Origin of the sequence: Usitatibacter rugosus, assembly GCF_013003965.1 — a bacterium.
Lineage (GTDB): Bacteria > Pseudomonadota > Gammaproteobacteria > Burkholderiales > Usitatibacteraceae > Usitatibacter > Usitatibacter rugosus.
The window spans coordinates 2611681-2636423 of record NZ_CP053069.1 but is presented as its reverse complement, the minus strand read 5'-3'; the positions used below and the strand labels follow the sequence as shown (position 1 = coordinate 2636423).

General features: G+C 67.4%; 18 protein-coding genes. 11 read left to right on the top strand and 7 right to left on the bottom strand.

Going from position 1 to position 24743, the window contains the following annotated elements; translation table 11 throughout:
* Window positions 1-89 precede the first annotated feature (89 nt).
* Window positions 90-3971 carry a beta strand repeat-containing protein gene (locus DSM104443_RS12410; protein WP_171092678.1) on the top strand — a complete coding sequence of 1294 codons (3882 nt, stop codon included), beginning with the start codon at window positions 90-92 and terminating at the stop codon, window positions 3969-3971.
* A gap of 10 nt (window positions 3972-3981) precedes the next feature.
* Window positions 3982-7872, top strand: coding sequence for a beta strand repeat-containing protein (locus tag DSM104443_RS12405; RefSeq protein ID WP_171092676.1), 3891 nt, complete (start codon window positions 3982-3984; stop codon window positions 7870-7872).
* A gap of 22 nt (window positions 7873-7894) precedes the next feature.
* Here the strand turns inward: DSM104443_RS12405 and DSM104443_RS12400 are convergent, their stop codons facing one another.
* The 4 genes from DSM104443_RS12400 to nadC all read right to left on the bottom strand — a co-directional run bounded on the left by DSM104443_RS12400 (window position 7895) and on the right by nadC (window position 11063).
* Window positions 7895-9169, bottom strand: a complete 1275-nt coding sequence (locus DSM104443_RS12400) for a hypothetical protein (RefSeq protein ID WP_171092674.1) — start codon at window positions 9167-9169, stop codon at window positions 7895-7897.
* A 112-nt stretch (window positions 9170-9281) separates the two neighbouring features.
* Window positions 9282-9506 (bottom strand): hypothetical protein, encoded by a 225-nt coding sequence (locus DSM104443_RS12395; RefSeq protein ID WP_171092671.1) that lies wholly within the window; start codon window positions 9504-9506, stop codon window positions 9282-9284.
* Between the two features lie 2 nt (window positions 9507-9508).
* Window positions 9509-10204 carry an MlaA family lipoprotein gene (locus DSM104443_RS12390; RefSeq protein WP_171092669.1) on the bottom strand — a complete coding sequence of 232 codons (696 nt, stop codon included), beginning with the start codon at window positions 10202-10204 and terminating at the stop codon, window positions 9509-9511.
* A 7-nt stretch (window positions 10205-10211) separates the two neighbouring features.
* A complete protein-coding gene (gene nadC, locus DSM104443_RS12385) occupies window positions 10212-11063 on the bottom strand; it encodes a carboxylating nicotinate-nucleotide diphosphorylase (protein WP_171092668.1) in 852 nt (283 codons plus the stop codon).
* A 79-nt stretch (window positions 11064-11142) separates the two neighbouring features.
* Here nadC and clpB point away from each other — a divergent pair, with 79 nt between their 5' ends.
* The 5 genes from clpB (at window position 11143) to DSM104443_RS12360 (ending at window position 18617) form a co-directional block, all read left to right on the top strand.
* A complete protein-coding gene (gene clpB / locus DSM104443_RS12380) occupies window positions 11143-13740 on the top strand; it encodes an ATP-dependent chaperone ClpB (protein ID WP_171092666.1) in 2598 nt (865 codons plus the stop codon).
* Window positions 13741-13795: 55 nt separating this feature from the next.
* The gene (locus tag DSM104443_RS12375; RefSeq protein ID WP_171092664.1) at window positions 13796-14164 is read left to right on the top strand and encodes a nuclear transport factor 2 family protein; all 369 of its coding nucleotides are present in this window, start codon (window positions 13796-13798) and stop codon (window positions 14162-14164) included.
* Between the two features lie 46 nt (window positions 14165-14210).
* A complete protein-coding gene (locus DSM104443_RS12370; protein WP_171092663.1) occupies window positions 14211-15065 on the top strand; it encodes an amino acid ABC transporter substrate-binding protein in 855 nt (284 codons plus the stop codon).
* A gap of 61 nt (window positions 15066-15126) precedes the next feature.
* Window positions 15127-15747 carry a CDP-diacylglycerol--serine O-phosphatidyltransferase gene (pssA, locus tag DSM104443_RS12365; protein WP_212756646.1) on the top strand — a complete coding sequence of 207 codons (621 nt, stop codon included), beginning with the start codon at window positions 15127-15129 and terminating at the stop codon, window positions 15745-15747.
* Between the two features lie 101 nt (window positions 15748-15848).
* A complete protein-coding gene (locus DSM104443_RS12360; RefSeq protein WP_171092661.1) occupies window positions 15849-18617 on the top strand; it encodes a trypsin-like serine peptidase in 2769 nt (922 codons plus the stop codon).
* A 22-nt stretch (window positions 18618-18639) separates the two neighbouring features.
* Here DSM104443_RS12360 and DSM104443_RS12355 read toward each other — a convergent pair whose 3' ends face one another.
* The gene (locus tag DSM104443_RS12355) at window positions 18640-19431 is read right to left on the bottom strand and encodes a sensor histidine kinase (protein ID WP_171092659.1); all 792 of its coding nucleotides are present in this window, start codon (window positions 19429-19431) and stop codon (window positions 18640-18642) included.
* A gap of 94 nt (window positions 19432-19525) precedes the next feature.
* Here DSM104443_RS12355 and DSM104443_RS12350 point away from each other — a divergent pair, with 94 nt between their 5' ends.
* From DSM104443_RS12350 to DSM104443_RS12335, 4 genes are read left to right on the top strand one after another with little or no spacing between them, the layout of a single operon-like run.
* Window positions 19526-19798: a DUF4242 domain-containing protein gene (locus DSM104443_RS12350; protein ID WP_171092657.1), complete on the top strand. Its 273-nt coding sequence runs from the start codon at window positions 19526-19528 to the stop codon at window positions 19796-19798.
* Between the two features lie 40 nt (window positions 19799-19838).
* A complete protein-coding gene (locus DSM104443_RS12345) occupies window positions 19839-20780 on the top strand; it encodes a Bug family tripartite tricarboxylate transporter substrate binding protein (protein ID WP_171092655.1) in 942 nt (313 codons plus the stop codon).
* Window position 20781: 1 nt separating this feature from the next.
* Complete coding sequence (locus DSM104443_RS12340) at window positions 20782-21573, top strand: amidohydrolase family protein (protein ID WP_171092652.1); 792 nt, start codon at window positions 20782-20784, stop codon at window positions 21571-21573.
* Window positions 21573-22571 (top strand): AI-2E family transporter, encoded by a 999-nt coding sequence (locus tag DSM104443_RS12335; RefSeq protein WP_171092650.1) that lies wholly within the window; start codon window positions 21573-21575, stop codon window positions 22569-22571. The genes DSM104443_RS12340 and DSM104443_RS12335 overlap by 1 nt, the downstream gene beginning before the upstream one ends.
* Window positions 22572-22574: 3 nt before the next feature.
* Here DSM104443_RS12335 and DSM104443_RS12330 read toward each other — a convergent pair whose 3' ends face one another.
* Window positions 22575-22736 (bottom strand): hypothetical protein, encoded by a 162-nt coding sequence (locus DSM104443_RS12330; RefSeq protein ID WP_171092648.1) that lies wholly within the window; start codon window positions 22734-22736, stop codon window positions 22575-22577.
* Window positions 22737-22747: 11 nt separating this feature from the next.
* Entirely contained in the window at window positions 22748-24700 is a 1953-nt protein-coding gene (locus DSM104443_RS12325) for an OPT family oligopeptide transporter (protein WP_171092646.1), read from the bottom strand.
* Window positions 24701-24743: the final 43 nt, after the last annotated feature.

The window sequence follows — 24743 nt, the reverse complement described above, 5'->3', positions numbered from 1 at the left end:
ACGATGCGATAACGCTGCATTAACACCCGTCCTGCCGGCCTTTCCCGACACTGCTCCCATCCCATCGATGGGAAACCAGGAGCCGGGCCATGGCAGATATCCAGCGTCGCATCCGTTCGTTTCTCCCCTTGCTCGTCGTGGCGGCCGCGGCTCTCGCGCCATCCGCCGCGTCAGCCGCGGATTGCCCGGCCAACAACGAGGCCACCTTCCTGGCCTGTGCGTCCGGCCCCGGCGCCGGGGACACCATCACCCTGTCCGCGGACATCACGCTGGGCGGTGGAAGCCCCGTCCTGGTGGTCGCGGACAAGACCCTGGTGCAGGGCGCCTTTCGCCTCTTCGGTAACCTCAACAAGACCGGCGCCGCGGCCCTGTCCATCAACGCCAACAACTCCCTGGGCGTCGTCCAGATTTCCGCGGGAACGATCTTCATCGGCGCCACCGGCGCCCTGGGTTCGGGCAGCCTCCTCATGGCCGGTGGCCAGCTCGTCGCGACGGGCCTCGCGAACCCCACCTTTTCGACGCTCGATTTCACGGCCGGCACGACCAGCGTGATCTCCGCCGTGACAGGCCAGTCGATCGGGCTCTTCGTGACCAACGTGACCCTCCAGACTTCCTCGCAGGCCCGGTTCGGGAGCCCGGGGCGCCAGGGCGGGGTGTTCCTCTTGCCGGGAGCGCCTTCCAGCGCGGCAGCGGACTCGACGATCGTGGTCGACGGGACCAGCCTCACGGCGGGCAGTCCGAACTTCTCGCTGCTGTCCGATGCCGCGGCCTCGCTGACGATCCAGAACACGGGGGGCCTCTCCAACAACGGCAACAACCTCACGATCGCCAACCTGCAGGCGCCGGACATCTTCGCGGGCCTGACGATCGCGTCGGCCGGCGCCTCGACGGTCAGCGTGCGCAGCGGCAACTTCCCGGCGAGCATCGGCGGCAACGGCGCGCTCGCGAAGATCGGGGCTGGAACGCTCGTGCTGTCGGGCCTGCTCCAGCACACGGGAGGCACCACGATCAGCGGCGGGACGCTGCAGCTCGGCGACGGCTCCGGCACCAACCAGAACTACAACCTCGCCATCCAGAACGACGCCACGCTGGTGATCGACACGGCGGCGGCCAACTTCACGCTCGGCGGGACGATCAGCGGATCCGGCAGCGTCGTCAAGAACGGCGTCGGCGCCCTGAACCTCAACACCACGAGCTCGTACTTCGGCGACACCACGATCAACGCCGGCACGCTTCGCATCGGCAACGCGGGCGCGCTCGGCGTCGGCCCGAACCTCAACATCAACACCGGGCGGCTGCAGGCGACCGCCACGATGACGCTGAACAAGAACATCACCTTCGGCGCCGGCAGCTCGCCCACGATCTGCGCCACCGACTTCCAGACGCTGGTGCTCACCGGGCTCATCACCAGCAACACGAGCGGCGTGCTCCGCTTCAACGATTGCGGGGCGGGGTACATCGAGCTCGCCGGCGGCACGACCGGCCTGCCGATCGGATCGTTGCAGGTCGTCAACGGCGAGCTGCAGGTCAACAATCCGTTCAATGGCACCCTGTTCCAGACCGCGATCAATACCCAGGTCACGGCACCGGGCGCGCTGCGCGTGAATCGCGTGACGCCGCTGCGGGTCGCGAACCTGCAGGGCGACGGCAGCGTCATCGTCGAGCAGAGCCTGCTCGAGCTGAGCGGCGGCACCTTCGATGGCGTGATTTCGGGCGCGGGAGGCGTGAGGACCGTCACCTCGCCCGTCACGCTCACCGGCGACAACACCTACACCGGCGGCACGGAAGCCCAGATCAACTTGACCGTGGGCAACGGCGGCGCGTCCGGAACGCTCGGCACGGGGCCCATCAACGTGATCAGCGTCGTGACCTTCGTCCGCTCCGACACGCTCGACATCCCGAACACGCTCAGCGGCAACTCCATCCAGTTCAACGGCGGGGGCACGTTCATCCTTTCCGGCACCGGGACGTCGGTCGGCAACTTCCGTACCCAGCCGAACGCGACCCTCGTCGTGACGGGCACGTACCTGGCGGCGCGTCCGCAGATCACCGGTGCAGGCGGGGTGCTGCGCGGCACGGGCATCGTGCAGGGATTCCAGGTGGCGCCGGGCGGGATCGTCGAGCCCGGCGTCGGCGCAGGGACCGGAATATTCAATGGGGGCCAACCCTCGCTGGTCGGTGGCCAGGTCAGCATCAAGATCGGCGGCTCCACGGCCGGAGCGCAATACGACCAGCTGCAGGTGTCGAGCTTCAGCTCGTTCTCGGCCACGCCGCTCAGCGTGATCCTCGTCGGCGGCTACGTCCCGCCGGCGGGCACGTCGTTCACGATCGTGGACGTCGCGACCGGGAGCACGCCGGCCTCTTTCAACGGCCTCCCCGAAGGCGGGCTGCTGGCGACCGGCGCGACGAATTTCCGCATCACCTACCAGGGCGGCAACGGCAACGACATCGTGCTCACCGCGATCAGCGTTCCGGGCGCGCCGACGATCACGGGCGTGATGCCTGCCGACCCCGACTTCCCGAATGACGTGCAGGTCTCGTTCACGGCGCCGGCCTCCGACGGCGGCTCGCCGATCCTCGACTACACCGTCACGTGCGCGGCCACCGCCGTGATGGGCGTCACTTCGTCGCCGGCGCTGCTGTCCGGTGTCGCCTCGGGGCCGACGACCTGCGTTGCCCGCGCTCGCAATGCGCTGGGCAACGGTCCCGATTCGGCGCCGTTCGCGGTCACCATCGGCCTCTTCGACTTCTCCGGCCCGAGTGCCACGGGCAGCGGCACGATCACGGCGAACGTCGCCGGAGGCGGCGGTTGCAGCTTCACCATTCCGCCGTTCCTCCTTCCGGTCACCGCGGCTCCGGATGCGCCGCCGGCGAACCTCGATTTCCCGCACGGGATCGTCGGTCTCATCGCGGACGGATGCACGCCGGGCTCGACGGTCACGTTCACGCTCACCTTCCCGGCACCGCTGCCCGCGGGCACGCGCTACTGGGTCTACGGCATCGAGGCCGGCAATCCCGTGCCGCACTGGTACGCGCTGCCGCTATCCGCCGCGGTCATCTCGGGCAACACCGTCACGCTCAGCATCATGGACGACAGCACCGACGACGCCGAGCCCACGCCGGGCCAGGTCATCATCGGCGGCGGACCCGCGGCGCCGAGGGCGGCTCCCGTGACGCCTCCGACCGCCGGCACGCCCGCGTACCAGGCGTTGTGGTGGGCCGGCGCGCAGGAATCCGGCTGGGGCATCAACACCACGCACCAGGGCGACATCCTCTTCGCGACGTGGTTTACGTACAACGCGAACGGGGAAGGGCAGTGGTTCCTGATGTCGCGTGCCGAGCGCACGGGACCCGGCGAGTACACCGGGACCATCTACACGACGCGAGGCCCGGCCTTCAACGCGGTGCCGTTCGATTCGCGCCAGGTCGTGGCCACCGAGGTCGGCACCGGAACGTTCAAGTTCTCGAGCGCGACGTCCGGCAGGTTCGAGTACACGGTGAACGGCATCACGCAGTCGAAGACGCTCACGCGCACCGAGTTCGGCAACGCCATTCCCGAGTGCACGGCGGGCGGCCCGGCGAGCGCGATCGTGAACTACCAGGACACGTGGTGGAACGCTTCGGAGTCCGGCTGGGGCTTGAACATCACCCACCAGGGCGACGTGATCTTCGCGACGTGGTTCACCTACGACACGAGCGGCAAGGCGCAGTGGCTTCTCATGTCGGACGTGCGCCGTGTTGGATTGGGCGACAGCTTCGCCGGGAAGATCTACCGGGCGCGCGGCAACCCCTTCAACACGCTGCCGTGGAACACGGGCTCCATCCAGGTGACCGAGGTCGGCCAGGTGACGCTCTCCTTCAGCGACGCCGACCACGGGACGTTCGCGTACACGCTGGATGGCGTGTCGCAGACGAAGGCGATCACGAGGCAGGAGTTCGCATCGCCCAAGGCGATGTGCAGCTTCCGCTAGGGAGACGGCGATGACGGCGATGAGGAAGGTCCTGCAGGCCCTGGCCGTCGCCGCCCTCGCGCTGCCGCTCGGCGCACGGGCGGCGGCGTGCCCCGCGACCAATGAGGCGACGCTGCTCGCCTGCGCGGCGAGCGCGGCCGACGGCGACACGATCACGTTCGCCACCACGATCACGCTCTCCGGCGCTCCCATCGTGGTGCCCGCGGGCGTGACCGTCACGCTCACGGGAACGAGGCTGCAGGGCACCATCCTCAAGGACGGTCCCGGCACCCTCGTGTTCGCGCTGACGAACCCCCTCGGCACCGGGATCCCCCGCGTGGAAGCGCGCGCGGGCACGATCTCGATGGGCACGGCGCAGGTCCAGTCACCCACCGCGTGGATCTTCTCCGGAGGGCGCTACGTGGCTACGGGTGGCGGCATCGTGGTGATCTCGGGCAACACGATCAACTTCGCCGCGGGCACGTCCAGCACGGTCTCGGCGGAAGCGGGCACGACGATCTTCTTCCAGCCCACCGTGACGCTCGAGCTCGAGCACGACTCCGTCGCGACGTTCGGCGATCCCCTGGCGACGGGCAGCGTCAACATCAGCCAGCCCGCGACGGCCTACATCTCGGATCCCACGGCGGAGTTCGTCGCGGGCGGCGGCACGGTCGTCATCGGCCGCCCGAACTCGTTGCCGCTGCTTCGCGACGTCGGGTTTACGACGGTGAACGCGGGAGCGACGCTGCGCAACAATGGCGATCCCCTCACCATCAACAACCTGCGCGGCACCGGCACGTTCCAGTCGCAGTTGAACCTCAACACGATCCTCACGGGCACGAGCCAGTTCGACGGCCTGATCACCGGCTTCGGGAGCCTGGAGATCGCCGGCGGCGCGGAGATCACGTTCACGGGGAACCACACCTACACCGGAGGGACGACGGTCGGAGGCACGCTGAACCTCGGTGCCGGCGGGACATCGGGCGCACTACCGCCGGCGAGCGTCGTCACGATCCTCGGCAATTTCCTTTCCGGCGCGATCGTCAACGTGAACCGCTCGAACGTCTACGACATGCCGAACCCGCTCACGACGGGCGGCCGGCTGTTCATGAGCGGCCCGGGCGACCTGCGCCTGTCGGGGCCCAGCACGCGCACGAGTGGCCAGACGTACGTGAGGGGAGGCGGCACGGTCACGATCGCCAACCCGCTGGCGACAGCCGGGGGCGGCGCCGTCATCAACCAGTTCAGGATCGAGGACGGCCGGCTCCACTTCGTGGTCGGCGTTTCCGATGTGCGCTTGCAGTTCGCCCACGCCAATGCCCGGCTCACGGTGGCGGCGGGGGTCACGGTGAACCCGCTGTCGATGGGCATCAGCAACATGACGGACCGGTACCTGATCGGCGATCCCGTGAATAGCGGCACGTTCGCGATCGACGTGCCCCTGAGCGGCTTCAGCAGCTTCACGAACTTCAGCACGGCCTTCCGCGTCGAGGGAGGCACCGTGCGATTCGGCAACACCTTCTTCAATAGCGCCACCGACGCCTTTGGGTCGACCTACGTCGCGGCGGGCGCGACGATCGAGGTGAATGCGACCCCGGGCACGGTGCGCCTGCGCAACCTCCAGGGTGACGGCCGCCTGCTCCTGGGCACCGCGACCAACCTGCGCGGGCCCACGAACTTCAACGGACGCATCGAAGGGGTGGGCACGCTCACCCTCGCGGAGACCACGATCCTGACGGGCGACAACAGCGGTTACTCCGGCTCGCTCAACGTCAACGCGTCGCTGAACGTCGGCGTCGGCGGCTCGACCGGCACGCTCGGTACCGGTCTCGTCTTCGTCAACGACGTGCTGACGGTCGACCGTGCCGGCGCGCTCACGATGGCCAATGTCTTCCAGAGCTCCGGGACGATCGTGAAGAGCGGCGCGGGAACGCTCACGCTCTCCGGCGCGAGCCCCTTCAACGGGCCCGTGAACGTCCAGGCGGGCGTGCTCTCCTTGACCGGCTCGATCGCGGGGACGATCACCAACAACGCGCGCCTGATGGGGACGGGCAGCGCCGCGGCGGTGAACAGCTCGGGCTCGTTCGCGCCGGGCCTTTCCCCCGGCCTCTTCACCGTCGACTCTCTCAACCTCGCGGCCGGCACGCTCGAGGTCGAGATCAGCGGGCTCGCTGCCGGCACGCAATACGACCAGGTTCGCGCGAACATTGGCGCAAGCGTCGGCGGGGCTCTCAACGTGGCGCTCGGCTACGCACCCGCGACCGGAGACGTGTTTCGCATCGTCGACAACCTGGGTCCTTCGGCGACCGCCGGCACGTTCGCGGGCTTGCCCGAAGGCGCGATCGTCACGGCGGGCGCTTCGAAATTCCGCATCTCGTACGCGGGCGGTACGGGCAACGACATCACGCTCACCGTACTGGCCGTTCCCTCGGCGCCGACGATCACGAACGTCACGCTGCCGACGACGTCGAGCGCGCTCGTCACGTTCTCGGTCCCCGCTTCGGACGGTGGCTCGGCGATCCTCGACTACACCGCGCAGTGCGGCGCGCGCACCGCCACAGGGCCGGCCTCGCCGCTCACGGTGGGCGGATTGCCCGCGGGTCCGGTGACGTGCGTCGTTCGTGCACGCAATGCCGTCGGCACGTCGGTCGACTCCGCGCCGTTCTCGATCACGCCCGGCCGATTCACCGGCGGCGGCACGAGCCCCACCGGCACGGGGACGATCGCGGCGAACCTCACGGGCGGTGGTGGGGCCTGCGAGTTCTCGGTGGATCCCTCGTTCATTCCGTTGACGGGCGATCCCTTGTCCCCGCCTGCGGGAACGGGCCCCTCGAACGTGCAGTTCCCGCACGGTCTCTTCGCGTTCGATGCGGGGGGCTGCGCTCCGGGCTCGACGGTCACGATCGTGCTGACGTATCCGCAGACGTTGCCCGACGGCACGCAATACTGGAAGTACGGTCCGACCGCAGCCGCGCCCGCGCCTCACTGGTACACGGTGCCGGCGACGATCGCGGGCAACACGATCACGCTCTCCATCGTCGACGGTGGATTGGGCGACGACGATCTCGCGGCCAACGGCGCCATCAGCGATCCGGGCGGCCCCGGCATCTACGTGCGTCCGCCGCCGCCGGTGGCTTCCGTCGCCGATGCGTATCAGGCGTTGTGGTGGGCCGGCCCGCAGGAATCCGGCTGGGGCATCAACACCACGCACCAGGGCAACATCCTCTTCGCCACGTGGTTCACGTACGGCGCGAATGGGGAAGGGCAGTGGTACCTGATGTCGCGTGCGGAGCGCACCGGTCCCGGCGTCTATACGGGGACGATCTACACGACACGTGGGCCCGCATTCAACGCGGTGCCGTTCGATCCGAAGCAGGTCGAGGTCACCGAGGTCGGTACGGGGACGTTCACGTTCTCGAGCACGACGGCCGGCAAGTTCGACTACACGGTAAACGGCATCACGCAGACGAAGCCGCTCACGCGCACCGAGTTCGGCAACGCCATCCCCGAATGCTTCACGGGTGGTGCGCCGTCGGCCATCGTGAACTACCAGGACACGTGGTGGAACGCTTCGGAGTCAGGGTGGGGCTTGAACATCACGCACCAGGGCGATCTCATCTTCGCGACGTGGTTCACGTATGACTTGAGCGGCAAGGCGCAGTGGCTGCTCATGTCGAACGTGCGGCGCGTGGGGCTGGGCGACCAGTTCACCGGGTCGATCCACCGCGCGAAGGGAAATCCGTTCAACACGCTGCCGTGGAACGTGGGCTCGATCCAGACGACGGAGGTGGGGCAAGTGACGCTCACGTTCAGCGACCGCGAGCACGGGACCTTCGCGTACACGCTGGATGGGGTGGCGCAGGTGAAGAACATCACCCGCCAGGAGTTCGCGTCACCGAAAGCGACGTGCAGCTTCCGGTGACGCAGTCCAGTAGTCGCTGGTCTTAGGGGGCGTTGCAGGCGGCCTGCGCGCCGTCCGGATTGAACACCGTGCGCGTGATCGCCTTCGATTGGCTGATGTTGTCCAGCGTGTACGCGAACGTTCCGTTGTTGCGGTCGCTGAACACGACGGTCGCCGTCCCGACTTCGGTCGAGATCACGGATGCCGGGTTCCACGGCGTGCTGTTGAACGGGTTGCCGGTGTAGCGGTAGATCTTCCCGCTGAAGGACTCGCCCGTCCCTTTCACGACGTCGGGCATCAGCAGCCACTGGCCCTTGCCCGTCGCGTCGTAGGTGAACCACGACATGAGCAGGCGGTTGCCTTGATGCACGATGTTGAGGCCCCAGCCCGATTCGGACGAGGCGGGAGCCTTCCACCAGATGTCCTGGTAGTTGAGGCCGGTCGGCGTTCCGCCGAGCGTGCACTCGGGAGCACCCGCGGAGAAGACGAAGCGGGTGATGTCCTTCGTCTGCGTGATGTCGTTGACGGTGTACTGGAACGTGCCCGACGACGAGTTGCCGAACGTGAACGTCCCGTTGCCCACGTTGGTGAGCACGACCTGGTTGGGAAAGAACGGCTCCGCGTTGAAGGGGGGGCCGCGTGCCGTGTAGATGTCGCCGCGATACTGGCCCTCGCCGATCTTCGATGCATTCGAGAGGATCATCCAGAGGCCCTTGCCGTCCGCGCCATAGGTAAACCACGTGGCGAAGATGATGTCGCCCTGGTGCGCGGTGTTGATGCCCCAGCCGGATTCCTGGCCCGGGTCCTGCCACCACATGCCCTGATAGGCGGGTGGCAAGCCGGCGAAGCTCTGCGGCGTAGCGGCCCGGGACACGAAAGTGACGCCGCTCGTATTGAGCGACGTGGCGCCATCCACGGGCAGGGCCGGGTAGACGAGAGTGTCCGATCCTTCACCCCAGTTGATCGTGCCTCCCGCCGGCGCGACGAATGAGTTCGGGCAGATGTAGTCCGGAGTCACGCCGAACCGGGCCTGCACGCCGGCCGTGCCGAACAGCATCTTCTTGCCGCTGGTGTCGCCCGGCAGGTTCGGGGCGGAGTTGCAGACCACGGCGGCCCCACCACCGGCCGGGGTGATGGTCAGCGTGTGTCCCGACGTGAACTGCTGGCCGCCCGCGAGCGCGGTCAGCTCGACGAACTGAACCGTGCCATTGTTGTTGGTGTAGACCTCGTTGATCCTGAAGAGGTGAAATGCCGCCGAGGCGGGGCCGCTGGCGGCGACGAGGGCCGCGAGGGCGAGGGATGAGGCTAAATGACGCATGGATTTCTCCTGAGATGATCGATACGGTAACAGCGGCCAAACGGATTTGTTCCCGCGGCCGGAGAGGGGCGCGCCGTCGTTGATTGCCGACAGGCGGAGGGGGCGGGCGGTCTTAGAGGAAGACCAGCCACGCGACGAGGAGCGTGAGGAGCAACCCGCCGATGGCGGCGGAGAAGATCACGATCAGTACCCGGGCATCCTGCGCTTCGCCGGCGGCAATGTCACCTGGCGCGAGAGCCTTGCCGCGCGCCCGTTCGCGGAAGGCCATGTACATCACGCCGCCCATCAGCGTGCAAAAGCCGATGAAGACGAAGAAAAGTTTCCAGCCGAGCGACATGCCTAGAAGTCGTCCTTCACCTTCGGCGGCTTGCCGTCGTAGACCTGGTTCTGGCGGCGCTGCAGCCATGCGTCGCGGATGAACGAATACTTGTCGATCGCCGCGTCGTCGAGGAGCTTTTCGTTGCGGAGCAGGTTCGCGCGCGAGCGGGTGATGTCCACGCCGAAGAGGATCCAGCCCACGGATTCCGGCTCGATGTAGCGGCCCCACACGTATTGCGGATCGACGATGCGAGCCGGCGCATCGCGCGCGGTGCTGGGACCGAAGAGCGGGATCATGAGGTAGGGGCCTGAAGGCACGCCCCACACACCGAGGGTCTGGCCGAAGTCCTCGTCGTGCTTGTCCAGCCCCATCGGCGTGGCCACGTCCCACAGGCCGAAGATGCCCACGACGCTATTCACGACGAAACGGCCGAGGTCGCCCACGCCCTGCTGCGGCTTGCCCTGCAGGATGTTGTTCAGGCCCGTGGCGATGTCGTTGATGTTGCCGAAGAAGTTGTTCACCCCGGTCTGCGCGAACTCCGGCATCACCTTCTGGTAGCCCTGGGCCACGGGCTTCAGGACCGCCTTGTCCACCGTGTCGTTGAAGGCGTAGACCGGACGGTTGAAGCCCTCCCATGGATCGCGCGGGTTGGTCTCGGCGGTGGTGGCGCAGCCGGAGAGCAGGGCGATGAGGCAGAGGGCAAGAAGGGAGCGCATGGTTTCCTTATCGGTGGATGAAGCGCATCGAGAGATCGATGGCCTCGATGTCTTTGGTGAGCGAGCCGATCGAGATGCGGTCCACGCCCGTCTCGGCGATGGCACGCACGTTCTCCAGGCTCACGCCGCCGGAGGCCTCGAGCTCGGCGCGGCCGGCCGTGGCTTCGACGGCGGAGCGCAGGCCCACGATATCGAAGTTGTCCAGCAGCACGAGCTTGGCTCCGGCGTCGAGCGCCTCGGCGAGCTGGGCGAGGTTCTCGACTTCGACTTCCACCATCGTGCCGGGGTCGGCGACATGGCGGGCTTCCTCAAGCGCGGCGCGGATACCGCCGGCGGCGAGGATGTGGTTTTCCTTGATGAGGATGCCGTCGTGCAGGCCGATGCGGTGGTTCGAGCCGCCGCCGGCGCGCACGGCGAATTTCTGCGCGATTCGCAGCCCCGGCATCGTCTTGCGCGTGTCGTAGATGCGCGCCTTCGTTCCGGCCACGGCCTTCACGAAGCGGTTGGTGCGCGTTGCTACGCCGGAAAGCATCTGCACGAAGTTGAGCGCGGTCCGCTCGGCGGTGAGCAGCGCCCGGGCGCGGCCCTCGATCTCGCAGAGCTGGGTGCCGGCCATGACCTCGTCGCCGTCCTCGAAGTGCCAGAAGATCTCCGCGTCGGTGTCGAGCTCTTCCACCGTGCGGTTGAACCATTCGACGCCGCACAGGATCGCATCCTGGCGGGTGAGCAGGCGGGCGGTGCAGGACTTGTCCCGCGGCACCAGGCTCGCGGTGAGGTCGCCCACGCCTACGTCTTCCGCCAGGGCGCGCGTGACGTCGGCGGTAACGGTTTCCTCTAGGGCGTGGAAGGGGTCGGACATGGCGTGTAAAAAGGTAAAAAGGCCTTGAAACCGTAGGGCTAACGCCCCACGTCTTTCGCATCACAAGGGAATGATACCTATGCGGATCGACAAGCTGACGACTAAGTTCCAGCAGGCCCTGGCCGACGCCCAGAGCCAGGCCCTCGCACACGACAACGCGTACATCGAGCCCCAGCACCTGCTGCTGGCGCTCCTGAAGGATCCTGACGGCGGCATTGCGTCGCTGCTGCAGCGCTCCGGCGTGGCCGTACAGCCGCTCTCGGCCGACCTCGAGGCATCCGTCGATCGCCTGCCGAAGGTCGAGGGCACCGGCGGCGAGATCTCCGTCTCGCGCGACCTGAACAACCTGCTCAACATCACCGACAAGGACGCCACGAAGCGAGGCGACCAGTTCATCTCCTCCGAGCTCTTCCTCGTGGCCGCGCTCCACGACAAGGGCGAAACCGGCAAGTTGCTCAAGAAGCACGGCGCCGAACCGACCGCCGTCGAGGCGGCGATCAAGGCCGTGCGCGGCTACGGCAACGTGAACAGCGCCGATGCCGAGGGCCAGCGCGAGGCTCTGAAGAAATACACCGTCGATCTCACCGAGCGAGCCCGCCAGGGCAAGCTCGACCCGGTCATCGGCCGCGACGAGGAGATCCGCCGCGTGATCCAGGTCCTGCAGCGCCGGACCAAGAACAACCCGGTGCTGATCGGCGAGCCCGGCGTGGGCAAGACCGCGATCGTCGAGGGGCTGGCGCAGCGCATCGTCAATGAAGAAGTGCCCGAGGGCCTTCGCGGCAAGCGCGTGCTGTCGCTCGACATGGGCTTGCTCATCGCGGGCGCCAAGTACCGCGGTGAATTCGAGGAGCGCCTCAAGGCGGTGCTGAAGGAGCTCACGGCGGACGCGGGCAAGTCGATCGTGTTCATCGACGAGCTGCACACCATGGTGGGTGCCGGCAAGGCCGAAGGCTCCATGGATGCCGGCAACATGCTGAAGCCCGCGCTCGCGCGCGGCGAGCTGCACTGCGTGGGCGCCACCACGCTCGACGAATACCGCAAGTACATCGAGAAGGATGCCGCGCTCGAGCGCCGCTTCCAGAAGGTGCTCGTCGACGAGCCGTCGGTGGAAGACACCATCGCGATCCTGCGCGGCCTCCAGGAGAAGTACGAGGTCCACCACGGCGTGGACATCACCGACCCGGCGATCGTCGCCGCGGCCGAGCTCTCGCACCGCTACATCACCGACCGCTTCCTTCCGGACAAGGCGATCGACCTCATCGACGAGGCCGCGTCGCGCATCAAGATGGAGATCGACTCCAAGCCGGAGGTGATGGATAGGCTCGACCGCCGCATCATCCAGCTCAAGATCGAGCGCGAGGCCGTGAAGCGCGAGAAGGACGAGGCGTCGCAGAAGCGCCTCGGCCTGATCGAGGACGAGATCAAGCGCCTCGACAAGGAGTATTCGGACTACGACGAGATCCTCAAGGCCGAGAAGGCGCGCGTGCACGGCTCGACGCACGTGAAGGAGGAGCTCGAGAAAGCCAAGCTCGCGATGGACGAGGCCAAGCGCAAGGGCGACTGGTCGAAGATGTCCGAGATCCAGTACGGCAAGATCCCGGAGCTGGAGAAGCAGCTCAAGGCCGCGGAAGCGCAGGGCGAATCGAAGGACAAGCCGAAGCTGCTGCGCACGCAGGTCGGCGTGGAAGAGATCGCGGAAGTGGTCGCTCGCTCGACCGGCATTCCCGTGTCGAAGATGCTGACCGGCGAGCGCGAGAAGCTCCTGCACATGGAGGATCGCCTGCATCGCCGCGTGATCGGCCAGGACGAAGCCGTGCGCCTCGTCTCGGATGCCATCCGCCGCTCGCGCTCGGGTCTTTCGGATCCGAAGCGCCCGTATGGATCGTTCCTGTTCCTGGGCCCGACCGGCGTGGGCAAGACGGAGCTTTCGAAGGCGCTCGCGGAATTCCTCTTCGATTCCGAGGACCACCTCATTCGCATCGACATGTCCGAGTACATGGAGAAGCACTCCGTCGCGCGGCTGCTCGGAGCGCCCCCGGGCTACGTCGGCTACGAGGAGGGCGGCCAGTTGACCGAGATGGTTCGCCGGAAGCCCTACTCCGTGATCCTGCTCGACGAAGTCGAGAAGGCGCACCCGGAAGTGTTCAACGTCCTCCTGCAAGTGCTGGACGATGGCCGCATGACGGATGGCCAGGGCCGCGTCGTGAACTTCAAGAACACCGTGATCATCATGACCAGCAACCTGGGCTCGCAGATGATCCAGCAGATGCAAGGGCAGGATTACCAGGTGGTGAAGCTCGCCGTGATGGGTGAAGTGAAGACGCATTTCCGCCCCGAATTCATCAACCGCATCGACGAGATCGTCGTGTTCCATGGCCTGGACGAGAAGAACATCGAGGGCATCGCCCGCGTGCAACTGAAGCAGCTCGAGGAGCGCGTGGCCGCGATGGACATGGCCCTCGAAGTGTCCGATGCCGCGCTCTCCGAGCTCGCGAAGGCGGGCTTCGATCCGGTCTACGGCGCGCGGCCGCTGAAGCGCGCGATCCAGTCGGAGATCGAGAACCCGTTGTCGAAGGCGCTGCTCGAGGGCAAGTTCGGCCCGAAGGACACGATCCGCGTGGATGCGAAGGGTGGAGTCTTCAGCTTCACCAAGGCCGGATTGAAGCGGGCGGCGTAGAAACTCGCGGCCCCTCCTCGCGGTCGAACGGATTCACGACATCGAGGAGGTTGCCATGCAAGCAGATCACATCGAGAAGTCCGTCCGCGCGTGCTTCGAGGCCTACGCCACGAAGGACCGCGCGGCGATCGAGGCGTTGCTCGCCGACGACTTCCACTTCACGAGTCCCCTCGACAACCGCATCGATCGCAAGACTTACTTCGACGTGTGCTGGCCGAACAGCGAGCGCATCGACGGCTTCGAGATCGAGCGCCTGGCCGTCGATGGCGATCATGCCTTCGTGACCTACGAGGGCCGCATGGGCAAGGAGACATTCCGCAACACGGAGATCCACACCGTGCGCGGCGACAAGATCGTCGACGTCGAGGTCTATTTCGGCTGGAACGTGCCGCACAAGGCGAAGCCGGGAAAACACAAGGGCTGACACGCGGCGTCGGTATCATGGCGTTCCACTCCCTCCAGGATTCGCCATGAAGGCATTCGCCGCCGTCGTCGTGACACTCGCCGCCACGTCGGCCAGCGCGCAGGACCTCACGGGCACGCTGAAGAAGATCAAGGACGCCAACGCCATCTCGCTCGGCATCCGCGACACCTCCGTGCCGTTCTCCTTCCTGAACGAGAAGCAGCAGCCCGTCGGCTATTCGATGGACCTGTGCATGAAGGTCGTCGACGCCGTGAAGGCGGAGCTGAACCTGCCCAACCTGCAGGTGAAGCACATCCCGGTGATCTCGCAGACGCGCATCCCGCTCGTGGCCAACGGCACCGTGGACCTCGAGTGCGGCTCCACCACCAACACGCTCACGCGCCAGAAGCAGGCGGAGTTCTCGCCCGTCACGTTCATCGGCGGCACGCGGCTGCTCGTGAAGGCGAAGTCGGGCATCAAGGAGGTCGAGGACCTGAAAGGCAAGACCATCTCGGTCTCGCAGGGCACGACCAACGAGCGCGTGATCAAGAACCTCTCCGAGAAGCTCAACCTCGGCATCAAGGTCCTCAACGTGAAGGACCATGCGGAAGGCTTCCTGGTGCTCGAGAGCGGCCGGGTCGATGCGAACGTGAGCGACGACGTGCAGCTCTACGGTCTCAAGGCGAACGCCCGGAATCCCTCGGACTACGCAGTCGTCGGCCGCACGCTCTCGTATGAGCCTTTCGGGCTGATGTTCCGGCGCGGGGATCCGGACTTCAAGTTGCTGGTCGCGAAGACCCTCGCGGGCCTGATGCGCAGCGGCGAGATGGAGAAGCTCCACGCGAAGTGGTTCGGTCCGCTGGGCCTCGCGGTGGACGAAGCGACCAAGGCGGCGTTCGCCTTGCAGGCCCTGCCCGAGTAGTCGCGGCGGATTCCTACGTCGTTGCGATGAAACGATTGCGCCGTTTACCGGTCGATCCTCCATGAAGCGACACTTCTCGATGATCCGCGACTTCCACGTCGCGGATTTCTTTACCCTCGGCAACGCGGCCTGCGGCATGGCGGGCGTGATGCTCGCCATGCTCTTCATGGCCGACGCATCGCCCTCGCACTTCCTCGCGGCGGCGGCGTTCGCGCCGGCGGCCTTCATCTTCGACGTGCTGGACGGCAAGATCGCCCGCGCCCGCAACGAGCACTCCACGCTCGGGCGCGAGCTCGATTCGCTGGCCGACGTGATCTCCTTCGGGGTCGCCCCGGCGTCGCTGGCTTTCGCAGCTGGCATGCGCGGGGGTTGGGATGCCGTGGTGCTCGCGTATTTCGTCTGCTGCGGCGTGAGCCGCCTCGCGCGCTTCAACGTGACCGCGGAGACGCTCGCCGAAGGCAACGAGGGCGGCAAGGTGAAGTACTTCGAAGGAACGCCTATCCCCACGAGCGTGGCCCTCACCGGCGTGCTCGCCTTCGCGTGCTGGCAGGGGCGGATCGGCGAGTCGCTGTACGGCGGAGCGTGGGCCCTCGGACCCTGGACGCTCCATCCGCTGGTATTGCTTTTCGCGCTGTCCGGCTCGCTGATGATCAGCAAGACCCTGCGCATCCCCAAGTGGTGATTCTGAAAGGGATTTTTCCCGCTTCGGTTACATCTGTCGCTTTCTGACAACACTTGTTGTTTTCTCGCCCACAAGCACCCCGAAGGCGGTAAAATTGCAGCATGGGAATTCGCCTCTCCGCCTTCGTCGCGCTCTTCACCGTCTCGCTGCTCGTCCAGGGCGCGGGCGTCTCGGGCGTCACGAAGCCGTTCGACGGCGGTAGCCCGAAGCGCTTCGAGCAACTCCAGTTGGGGGCGGGTCCGGACGCGGTCCTCGCGTTGCCGCCCCTGGGCGCGGAAGCCAAGAGCGCCATCGCCGATCTTCCCTTCCACCAAGTGGGCGTCTCGCGCCGCTTCGAGGTCGAGTCGCAGCCTTCGATCGATGCCTCGTCGCTCACGTGGGTTGCCGCCGCGGGCGGATACGCAAGCCGCATTCGGGTCGTGTCGCCCGGAGCCGTGCAACTACGCGTGGGCCTGCTCTTCACCGCCATGCCGGCCGACCTGCAGGTCCGTGCCGCGTCGGCGTCGGGCGGCGAAGTCACGCGCGTCGACGCATCCGATCTCTTCAAGCTCTCGGGCGGCACCTGGCCCATCGAGCACTGGACCAACACCAGCGACGGTGACGTCCAGGTGATCGAGCTCTGGAGCGCGCGGAAGCCCCTGCCGCAGCAGCTCGCCTTCCGCGTGATCGACGTCTCGCACGGCTTCAGCAAGGCCCTCGACTTCGCGTGCCACGTGGACATCGCGTGCGTCTCCGATCCCAACGTCCGCACGGACGGGAAGGGCGTCGCGCGCATGCGCTTCGTGAAGGACGGCAGCGCGTTCGTCTGCACGGGATCGCTGCTGAACGACAACGCGAGCTCCATGACGCCGCTCTTCGCGACGGCGAACCATTGCATCTCGAGCTCGGCGGTGGCGGCGACGCTGGAGTCGTGGTTCTTCTACTACCCGGCCGTGTGCGGCGGTACGCCGGCCTCGCCCACGCGCCTCACGGGCGGTGCCACGCTGCTGATGGCCGACTTCGACACGGACTTCACGTTGCTGCGTCTCATGAATGCGGCGCCCGCCGGCGCGCATTTCCTCGGATGGGATCCCAGCCCGCTCACGGTGAACTCCGCGGTCTTCGGCATCCACCATCCGAACGGCGAGGCGCAGCGCTACATGGCGGGCAGCGTCGCGGCGAGCGTGCGCGTGACCGATTCCGATACGGGCCTTACGTTCGGCCAGCCTTTCAACCGCATCGCGATGTCGCAGGGGATCATCGAGGGCGGCAGCAGCGGCTCGCCGCTGCTCACCGGTACCGGCATCTTCCGCGGCACGCTCTTCGGCAGCCCGGCCAGCAACGCGTGCGGCAACACGGGCAACGTCGCGTCGTATTCGGACTTCTCCAAGGCCTATCCGCTCGCCTCGACGTTCCTCGCCGGCCCCAACGCGGCCGATGACCATTCGGATTCCGCGGGCTCGGCAACACTGCTGCGCGCCGACGCGCGCATCGTGGCGCAGATGAATCGCGACGGCGACGCGGACTGGTTCCGCACCACCTTCGCGAGCTCCGGCAACTGGACGATCCGCTCGTTCAGCCCCTCGAACGGCGCGCCGCTCGACGTGATCGGCGAGGTCTACGCTTCGGATGGCCTGACGCGCATCGTCATGAGCGACGACCGCTCGTCCTCCGACCGCAATTTCGAGATGGTGATCCCGGTCACGCCGGGCACGTACCTGCTCAAGGTGACCAGCCATGCGGGCGCCACGGGCGCGTATGGCGTGCAATCCGCCTTCGAGCTTCCGGACGACCACGGCAACACGTTCTCGACGGCCACGCCGCTCGCCCCGACGGGCAGCGCCGCCGGCGGCCTGCAGAGCCGCACCGACCAGGACTGGTTCCGCATCACGTTCGACGGCCCCGGCACGTTCAGCGTGCGCTCCACCGGCACGACCGACATGTACGGCCGCCTCTATCGCGCCGACGGCACGTCGCTGATCGCGGAGAACGACGACATCGTGCTCGGCACCGAGGTCAACTTCCAGATCGGCGCCACGGTCAACGGCGCGGACACGTACTACCTGCAAGTAACGGGCTTCGACGGCGACGTCGGCACCTACGGCATCACGACCACCTTCACCGCCGGCACGGGGGTCGCGAACTACACCGACCTCTGGTGGAACGCGGCGGAGTCGGGCTGGGGCATGAACCTGAACCAGCAGGGCGAGACGATCTTCGCCACCGTGTTCACCTACGCCCCCGACCGACGCAACATGTGGCTCGTGGCCTCGGCGCTCGCGCGCCAGCCGAACGGCTCATTCGCGGGCGCGCTCTACCGCGCCACCGGCCCGGCCTTCAACGCGCAGCCTTGGGGCGCCTATGCGCTCACGCAGGTGGGCACGCTCTCGATCACGTTCTCCGGCCCGGACAGCGGGACGCTCGTCTACACGGTCAACGGGCTCACGGTGAGCAAGGTGATCACGCGCCAGCGTTTCGGTGCGGCACCCCTCTGCACCTTCACCTCCGCACCGCGCACGGGCGCCACGAACTACCAGGACCTCTGGTGGAACCCGCAGGAGGCCGGCTGGGGCATCAACCTCACGCACCAGGGCACGATCATCTTCGCGACGCTGTTCACGTATGCCGCGGACGGGCGCGACGCCTGGTTCGTGGGCGACGCGCTGAAGCGCCAGGCGGACGGGTCCTTCACGGGAACGTTGAGGCGTGCTTCAGGCCCCGCGTTCAACACGGTCCCGTGGACGCCGATCACCCTCGAGGACGTCGGGACGATGACGCTCTCCTTCACGAACGGCACCAACGGCACGCTGCGCTACACCGTGGACGGCGTGGTGGTCGTGAAGCAGATCGAGCGCGAAGTCTTCGGGTTGCAGCCCAGCGTTTGCCAGTAGGCTGCGGGGCCGCGGAGCGGCGCTAGTCCGGGAGGATGGGCAGCCGGACTTCGAAGGTCGTCGGGCGTCCCGCGCCGATGCTCTCGGCCATGACCGAGCCCCCGTGCAGGTCCACCAACGCTTTCACCAGCGCCAGCCCGACGCAGAGGCCGCTCGCCATGGCGCCGGCGTCGCCTTCGACGGCCGGGAAGATCCCGAACATCGACGCGACGGCGCGGGGAGCCCGTGACGCATGGTCGCGGACGGTGAGGATGACCTCCGCGCCTTCGACCACCGCGGAGATGCGCAGGAGATCCTCGCGGCCCGCGCGGCGCGACGCCTGGACCAGCAGCGTGCCCAGGGCCTGCGCGAGGCGCTTCGAATCCACATGCACGAAAACGGCGGCCGTCGGCAGCGACACGGCGACCTCGTGGCCGCCTTCGGCCAGGACGGGTCGCGCGTATTCGAGGGCGGCCGAGACGGCATCGGCGAGCCGCACGCGCGTGCGCGCCAGCGGGAGCTTGCCCTCGGTGAGGCGGGAGAGCGTGGCCAGGTCGTCGAGGATGCGCGCCATGTGCTCGAGCTGGCGCTCCATCAGCGGCAGCTCGTGGGCGACCAGGGCGCTGAAGTCGTCGCGGGCGCCGGAGGGCTTCTTCGGGGCGCGGTTGCGGTGGTCGGCGACGGCGAGCAGGCGCGAGGTGAGCTGGTTCAGCTCCTCCAGGGCGCGCAGCTCCAGGGTGACGATCGCCGGCTCGGCCTCGGGCAGGGCGCGCGGGCGCGCCCGGGAACCGGGAGCGGTGGAATTACGCGCAACGGTGCGGACGGCGGTCTTCATCGGGAGGGGGCCATTCTCCACCTCGTACGGTGACAAGACAATGGCGGATTCGGCACTCTAGAATCGGACCTTCCCCACCGGTTGGAGTTGCAGAATGCCCCGCTATCTCGTCGAGCGAACCTTTCCCGAGGGCCTCGCCATCCCCATCAACGACGTGGGCGCCCGGATCTGCGCCTCGGTCGTCGCCAACAACCTGGCCGGCGGCGTCACGTGGATCCACTCCTACGTGACCCCCGACCGCAAGAAAACCTACTGCATCTACGACGGCCCCAGCCCGGAGGCCATCCGGAGTGTCGCCGAGAAAAACGGCCTGCCCGTGGACCGGGTCGAGGAGGTCCGGGTCTTCGATCCGTACTTCCACCGGTAACCTGTCCCACGCCTTGCCCTGTTTCGAAAAAGGAGAACCCATGCTTCGCGCCGCTTGCTTCGCGTTCGTCACGTTCGCCGCAGTCGGCGCCCAGGCCCAGGTCGTGAAGATCATCGTGCCGACGCCCCCGGGCGGCGGCACGGATGGGTTCTTCCGCGTGGTCGGCAAGGAAGCGGAGCCTTTCCTGCAGCAGAACGTCATGGTCGAGAACGTGCCCGGCGCCGGCGGCACGATCGGTGTGGCCAAGCTCACCAATTCCAAGCCCGACGGCCTCACCCTCGCGGGCATCTGGAGCAGCCCGCTCACCGCCACGCCGCACACGCTGAAGGCCACGCCGTACTCGACCACGGACTACATCCCCGTGATCGAGCTCTCGCATACGCCGTACGTGATGTGCGTGGATGCCAAGTTCCCGGCGGCGAGCGGCGCCGACCTCGTCGCCGAGCTGAAGAAGAACCCGGACAAGTACACCTTCGGCAACGACGGCATCGGGGGCACGGGCCAGCTCTCGGCCGCGCGCGTCTACAAGGCGCTTGGCGTGAAGGTGCGCGACGTGCCGTTCAAGGGTGCCGGCGAGACGCTCACCAACTTCCTCGGCGGCCACGTGGACATCTACGTGGGCTCGCCCGCGCCGATCCTGCCGTCGGTCGCGAGCGGCAAGTCGAAATGCCTCGTGGTGACTTCGGCCGAGCGCCTTCCCGCGTTGCCGGGTGCCGCGAGCCTGAAGGACCTTGGCATCCCGGGGGAAGAGACGATGCTCTGGCGCGCGATCCTCGTGCCGAAGGGGACGCCGCCCGAAACGGTCGCCAAGCTCGAGGCCGCGTTCGAGAAGGCGATGTCCACGCCGGCCACGAAGGCGTACGTGGAGAAGGCGGGCGAGATCGTGCAGATCCGCAAGGGCGCGGAGCTGCGCCGCATGCTCGAGACCGAGTACGCGTCGCTCGGAGCCGTCGCGAAGGGCCTGAACCTGCAGGCGCAGTAGCGTGGGTTCACGTGCCTACGACACGCATGCGCATGTCTGGCACGGACCGCTGCGGCTGATCGAAGGCGCGCGGCACCGTCCCACGCACGACGCGCCGGTCGACGCCTTCATCGCCCACCTCGATCGCCATGCGCTGGGCGGTGGCCTCCTGATCCAGCCGAGCTTCCTCGGCACCGACAACTCGCTGATGCTGGAAGCCGTGCGGCGCTACCCGCACCGCCTGAAGGCGGTGGCCGTGGTGAATCCGGCGATCGATGCCGCGGCGCTCGACGCGCTCGCGAAGGACAACGTGGTCGGCGTGCGCTACAACCTGATCGGCCTGCCGCTGCCGGACTTCGCTTCGGGTCCGTATCCGGAATTCCACCGCGAGCTCGCGCGCCGCCGCTGGCACGTGGAGCTGCATCGCGAGTCGGGCGACCTGCCGCGCCTGCTCCACACACTGGTCGCGCAGGGCGTGCGCATCGCCGTCGATCACTTCGGCCGCTGCTACTCGCCCGATGACGCGGGGTTCCGGCATCTGCTCGGCCTGGGCCCGAGCGGCAACGTCTGGGTGAAGGTGTCGGGGGCATACCGGTGCGGTGGCGATGCGACCGGAACGGCGCTCACGCAACGGCTGCTCGACGCTTTTGCTCCCGATCGCCTGCTCTGGGGCAGCGATTGGCCGCACACCCAGCACGAGTCCCTCGCCACGTACGACTCGACGTACGCGCTCTTCGAGCGCAGCATCCCCGACGCGGCCGTCCGCAAGCGCATCCTCGAGGAGGCGCCGGCCGCGCTCTTCGGGGACACCTGATGCCGGCCGGGCGACTGCAGCAAATCTCGTATGGGCTGGCCGGGGGCGTGCTCGTCTTCGTCCTGTATTTCCACCTGCTGCCGGCGCTGCTGGCCGGGCTCCTGGTCTACGAGCTCGCGCACATCGGCGGGCGGCTGCTCGAGCGGCGGCTCTCCAGCCAGCGCGCGAAGCTGCTGGTGATCGCGCTGCTCGCGATCGCGGTGGCGGGGCTGGTGGCCGGCGCGATCATGGCGATCGTGGCGCTCCTGCGCGACGAGAACAGCCTCGCGGCGCTCGCCGCCAAGATGGCGGAGGTCCTCGAGAGCTCGCGGCGGATGCTGCCGGCCCCGGTGATCGAGTCATTGCCCGAGAGCGTGGACGACATCAAGGATGTCGCGGTCGCGTGGCTGCGCGAGCACGCCCAATCGCTGCAGGGCTACGGCAAGGACGCCGGCGTGGCCGCGGCGCACATGCTGGTGGGCATCGTGATCGGCGCGATGGTGGCCATGCGCCACGCGACGCAGGCGGCACCGCTGGCCCCGCTCACCGCCGCGCTTGCCGAGCGCTGCGCGCATTTCGCCGAAGCCTTCCGGCGTGTCGTGTTCGCGCAGGTGACGATCTCGGCGCTGAACACCGTATTCACCGCCGCCTACATCCTGGTGGTGCTGCCGCTGTTCGGCATCCACCTGCCGCTCGCGAAGACGATGGTGGTGGTGACCTTCGTGGCCGGCCTGCTGCCGGTGCTGGGCAACCTCATCTCGAACACGGTGATCGTGGTGTTGAGCCTCGCGCACTCGCCGCAGATGGCGGTGGCCTCGCTCATCTTCCTGGTCGTGATCCACAAGCTCGAGTACTTCCTCAACGCCCGCATCGTGGGGTCACGCATCTCGGCGCAGGCGTGGGAGCTCCTGCTCGCCATGCTCGCGATGGAGGCCGCCTTCGGCATCCCGGGCGTGGTCGCCGCGCCGATCTACTACGCGTACGTGAAGCGCGAGCTCGCCGCGGCAGGGCTCGCGTAGCCGCTAGAGCTGCTTCAGGCAGCGCTCCCGGGCTTCCTGGTCGATCACGCGGTTGCACTCCGCGCGCCGCCATTCCTTCTCGGACTTGTCCTGCTCGGAGACCGCGCAGCCCGGAAGCAGGGTGGCGGTCGAGAGGGCGAGCACTATCGCGGCGATCTTGAGCATGGGATCCGGCCTCATACCAGCACGTTGACGATGGCGTTGCCGATGCCGACCAGCGCGGCACCGGAGATGAGGCCCGCGCAGATGGGCTCCATGCCTTCCACCCAGAACTCGTGGCCCCGGGTTCCTTTTTCCTTGTGCTTGCGGCCCATCAGCCAGAACATCAGCGCGCCGACCCACATGGCGAACGTCGCTTCCGGCGGCAGCACCACGCCCAGGCCGATCGAGACGGCGGAGAGCGGGAAGCGGCCCTTGGTCACGATCTTCGCGATCTCGATGGCGGCGGCCGCGCAGGCCGCGACGATCATCGACACGACCGCGGAGTGGGGGAGCGAGCCGATGCCTTTCGCGATCAGCTCCGCGACGCCTTTCCACTGGAGCGCCGCGGGGAACGCGAAGTTGTCGGAGACCATCTTCTCGACGGAGCGGTTGCCGGACGCGTCGGGCGGCAGGAAGAGCAGGAAGAAGAGCGGCACGCAGAAGAGCGCCCCCGAGAGGATGCCGATCACATGGCCCACCGCCTGCTGGCGCGGCTTGGCGCCGAGCATGTAGCCCGGCTTGATGTCGGAGAGCAGGTTCGACGCGTTGGACGCGATCTCCCCGGTCATGCCGGCGGGAATCAGGTTCGAGGCCGGGTTGGTCCGGTCGATGGCGCCCATCGAGAACTGCGTGATCTTCGAGAGCGCACCCGTGGGCGTCCACGACGTGAGCGCCATCGAGTTGGCGCAGATGATCGAGAGCACGAAGATCAGCGGCAGCGAGATGAACGCGAGCAGCCACGGCACGCCGAAGAAGTAGTGCGTCACCGCCGCACCCAGGACGCTGAACACCGGCACGCCGATCGCGGAGATCCACAGCGGGAACTCGATGTGCTTCAGCACGTCGTGCTTGCCGCTCTCGCCCGCCGCGCGGGACTTGCGCCTGAAGAAGCTGGTGAAGATCTCCGGGCGGCCGAGCAGGCTCACGAGCGAGCCCACGACCATCATCGTGACACCCCACCAGAGCGACCACTGGTTCACGATCTCGATGCGGCTGATCGGTACCGGCTGGCCGGTGGGCCCGATGCGCACGGCAATCTCGCCGGCCTGGATCATGATCGGTGCCAGCACCGTGAAGTTGATCAGCATCCCGAGCAGCACGCTCGTGGCCACGGCCATGCCCATGAGGCCGCCCACGCCCAGCATCGCCACGTCGAGCGTGAGTCGAAGCCCGAGCTGGCGGATGTCGGTGCCGAGGATCGTCGGGATGCCCCAGCCGAATTTCGCGGCGGCGGCGTAGTAGTAGCTGTCGAGGCGCTCGTGGAAGACCCACGGGTCCTTGGAGAACTGCACGATCCGCATCCAGCCGTCGGAGATGATCGCCTGGTAGGCGCCGGCGAGGAGCGCGGTGTAGGCGAGCAGCTTCGCCTTGAACAGGCCCGCCTTCTCGGCGCCGGTGTACAGCGCATCGAGCACCACGCCCGCGGCGCGGCCCTCGGGGAAGGGGAGCTGGTCGTCGTTGATGAAGCGGCGCTTCAACGGGAAGGCGAGCAGCACGCCCAGCACGGAGCACACGATCATCCACACCATCATGTGCAAGCCGGGGATGACCGTGCCGGTGACCAGCATGTAGGCGGCGAGGCTGGAGGCGAGCGGGGTCACCATGTAGCCCGCGGCGGTGGCGATCGACTGCGTGCAGTTGTTCTCGAGGATCGTGAAGTCCTGCGAGATGTTCGCCTGCGCCATCAGCTTGTAGATCGCGAAGGCGAGGATCACGGAGGTGAGGCCCACGCCGATGGTGATGCCGGTCTTCGCCGCGATATAGAGCGCCGTGGCCGCCAGCACGCCCCCCAGGAAGAAGCCCGTGATCGCGGAGCGGATCGTGAGCTGCGCCATGTCGCCGCGGAACACGTTTTCCAGCCACCAGCGGTCCTTCTGGTCGCGGGTCCAGGTGCGGATCTGCTCGTCGGTGATTTGCTGCAGCGCCATAGGGAGGTCGGGGGTTCGAAAAGGTGCCGTATCCTAAATCAAA

What these genes read in the sequence shown, in the direction of transcription:
- DSM104443_RS12410 (WP_171092678.1), top strand. Translation starts at nt 90, where the DNA reads ATGGCAGATATCCAGCGTCGCATCCGTTCGTTTCTCCCCTTGCTCGTC.
- DSM104443_RS12405 (WP_171092676.1), top strand. Translation starts at nt 3,982, where the DNA reads ATGACGGCGATGAGGAAGGTCCTGCAGGCCCTGGCCGTCGCCGCCCTC.
- DSM104443_RS12400 (WP_171092674.1), bottom strand. Translation starts at nt 9,169, where the DNA reads ATGCGTCATTTAGCCTCATCCCTCGCCCTCGCGGCCCTCGTCGCCGCC.
- DSM104443_RS12395 (WP_171092671.1), bottom strand. Translation starts at nt 9,506, where the DNA reads ATGTCGCTCGGCTGGAAACTTTTCTTCGTCTTCATCGGCTTTTGCACG.
- DSM104443_RS12390 (WP_171092669.1), bottom strand. Translation starts at nt 10,204, where the DNA reads ATGCGCTCCCTTCTTGCCCTCTGCCTCATCGCCCTGCTCTCCGGCTGC.
- nadC (WP_171092668.1), bottom strand. Translation starts at nt 11,063, where the DNA reads ATGTCCGACCCCTTCCACGCCCTAGAGGAAACCGTTACCGCCGACGTC.
- clpB (WP_171092666.1), top strand. Translation starts at nt 11,143, where the DNA reads ATGCGGATCGACAAGCTGACGACTAAGTTCCAGCAGGCCCTGGCCGAC.
- DSM104443_RS12375 (WP_171092664.1), top strand. Translation starts at nt 13,796, where the DNA reads ATGCAAGCAGATCACATCGAGAAGTCCGTCCGCGCGTGCTTCGAGGCC.
- DSM104443_RS12370 (WP_171092663.1), top strand. Translation starts at nt 14,211, where the DNA reads ATGAAGGCATTCGCCGCCGTCGTCGTGACACTCGCCGCCACGTCGGCC.
- pssA (WP_212756646.1), top strand. Translation starts at nt 15,127, where the DNA reads ATGAAGCGACACTTCTCGATGATCCGCGACTTCCACGTCGCGGATTTC.
- DSM104443_RS12360 (WP_171092661.1), top strand. Translation starts at nt 15,849, where the DNA reads ATGGGAATTCGCCTCTCCGCCTTCGTCGCGCTCTTCACCGTCTCGCTG.
- DSM104443_RS12355 (WP_171092659.1), bottom strand. Translation starts at nt 19,431, where the DNA reads ATGAAGACCGCCGTCCGCACCGTTGCGCGTAATTCCACCGCTCCCGGT.
- DSM104443_RS12350 (WP_171092657.1), top strand. Translation starts at nt 19,526, where the DNA reads ATGCCCCGCTATCTCGTCGAGCGAACCTTTCCCGAGGGCCTCGCCATC.
- DSM104443_RS12345 (WP_171092655.1), top strand. Translation starts at nt 19,839, where the DNA reads ATGCTTCGCGCCGCTTGCTTCGCGTTCGTCACGTTCGCCGCAGTCGGC.
- DSM104443_RS12335 (WP_171092650.1), top strand. Translation starts at nt 21,573, where the DNA reads ATGCCGGCCGGGCGACTGCAGCAAATCTCGTATGGGCTGGCCGGGGGC.
- DSM104443_RS12330 (WP_171092648.1), bottom strand. Translation starts at nt 22,736, where the DNA reads ATGCTCAAGATCGCCGCGATAGTGCTCGCCCTCTCGACCGCCACCCTG.
- DSM104443_RS12325 (WP_171092646.1), bottom strand. Translation starts at nt 24,700, where the DNA reads ATGGCGCTGCAGCAAATCACCGACGAGCAGATCCGCACCTGGACCCGC.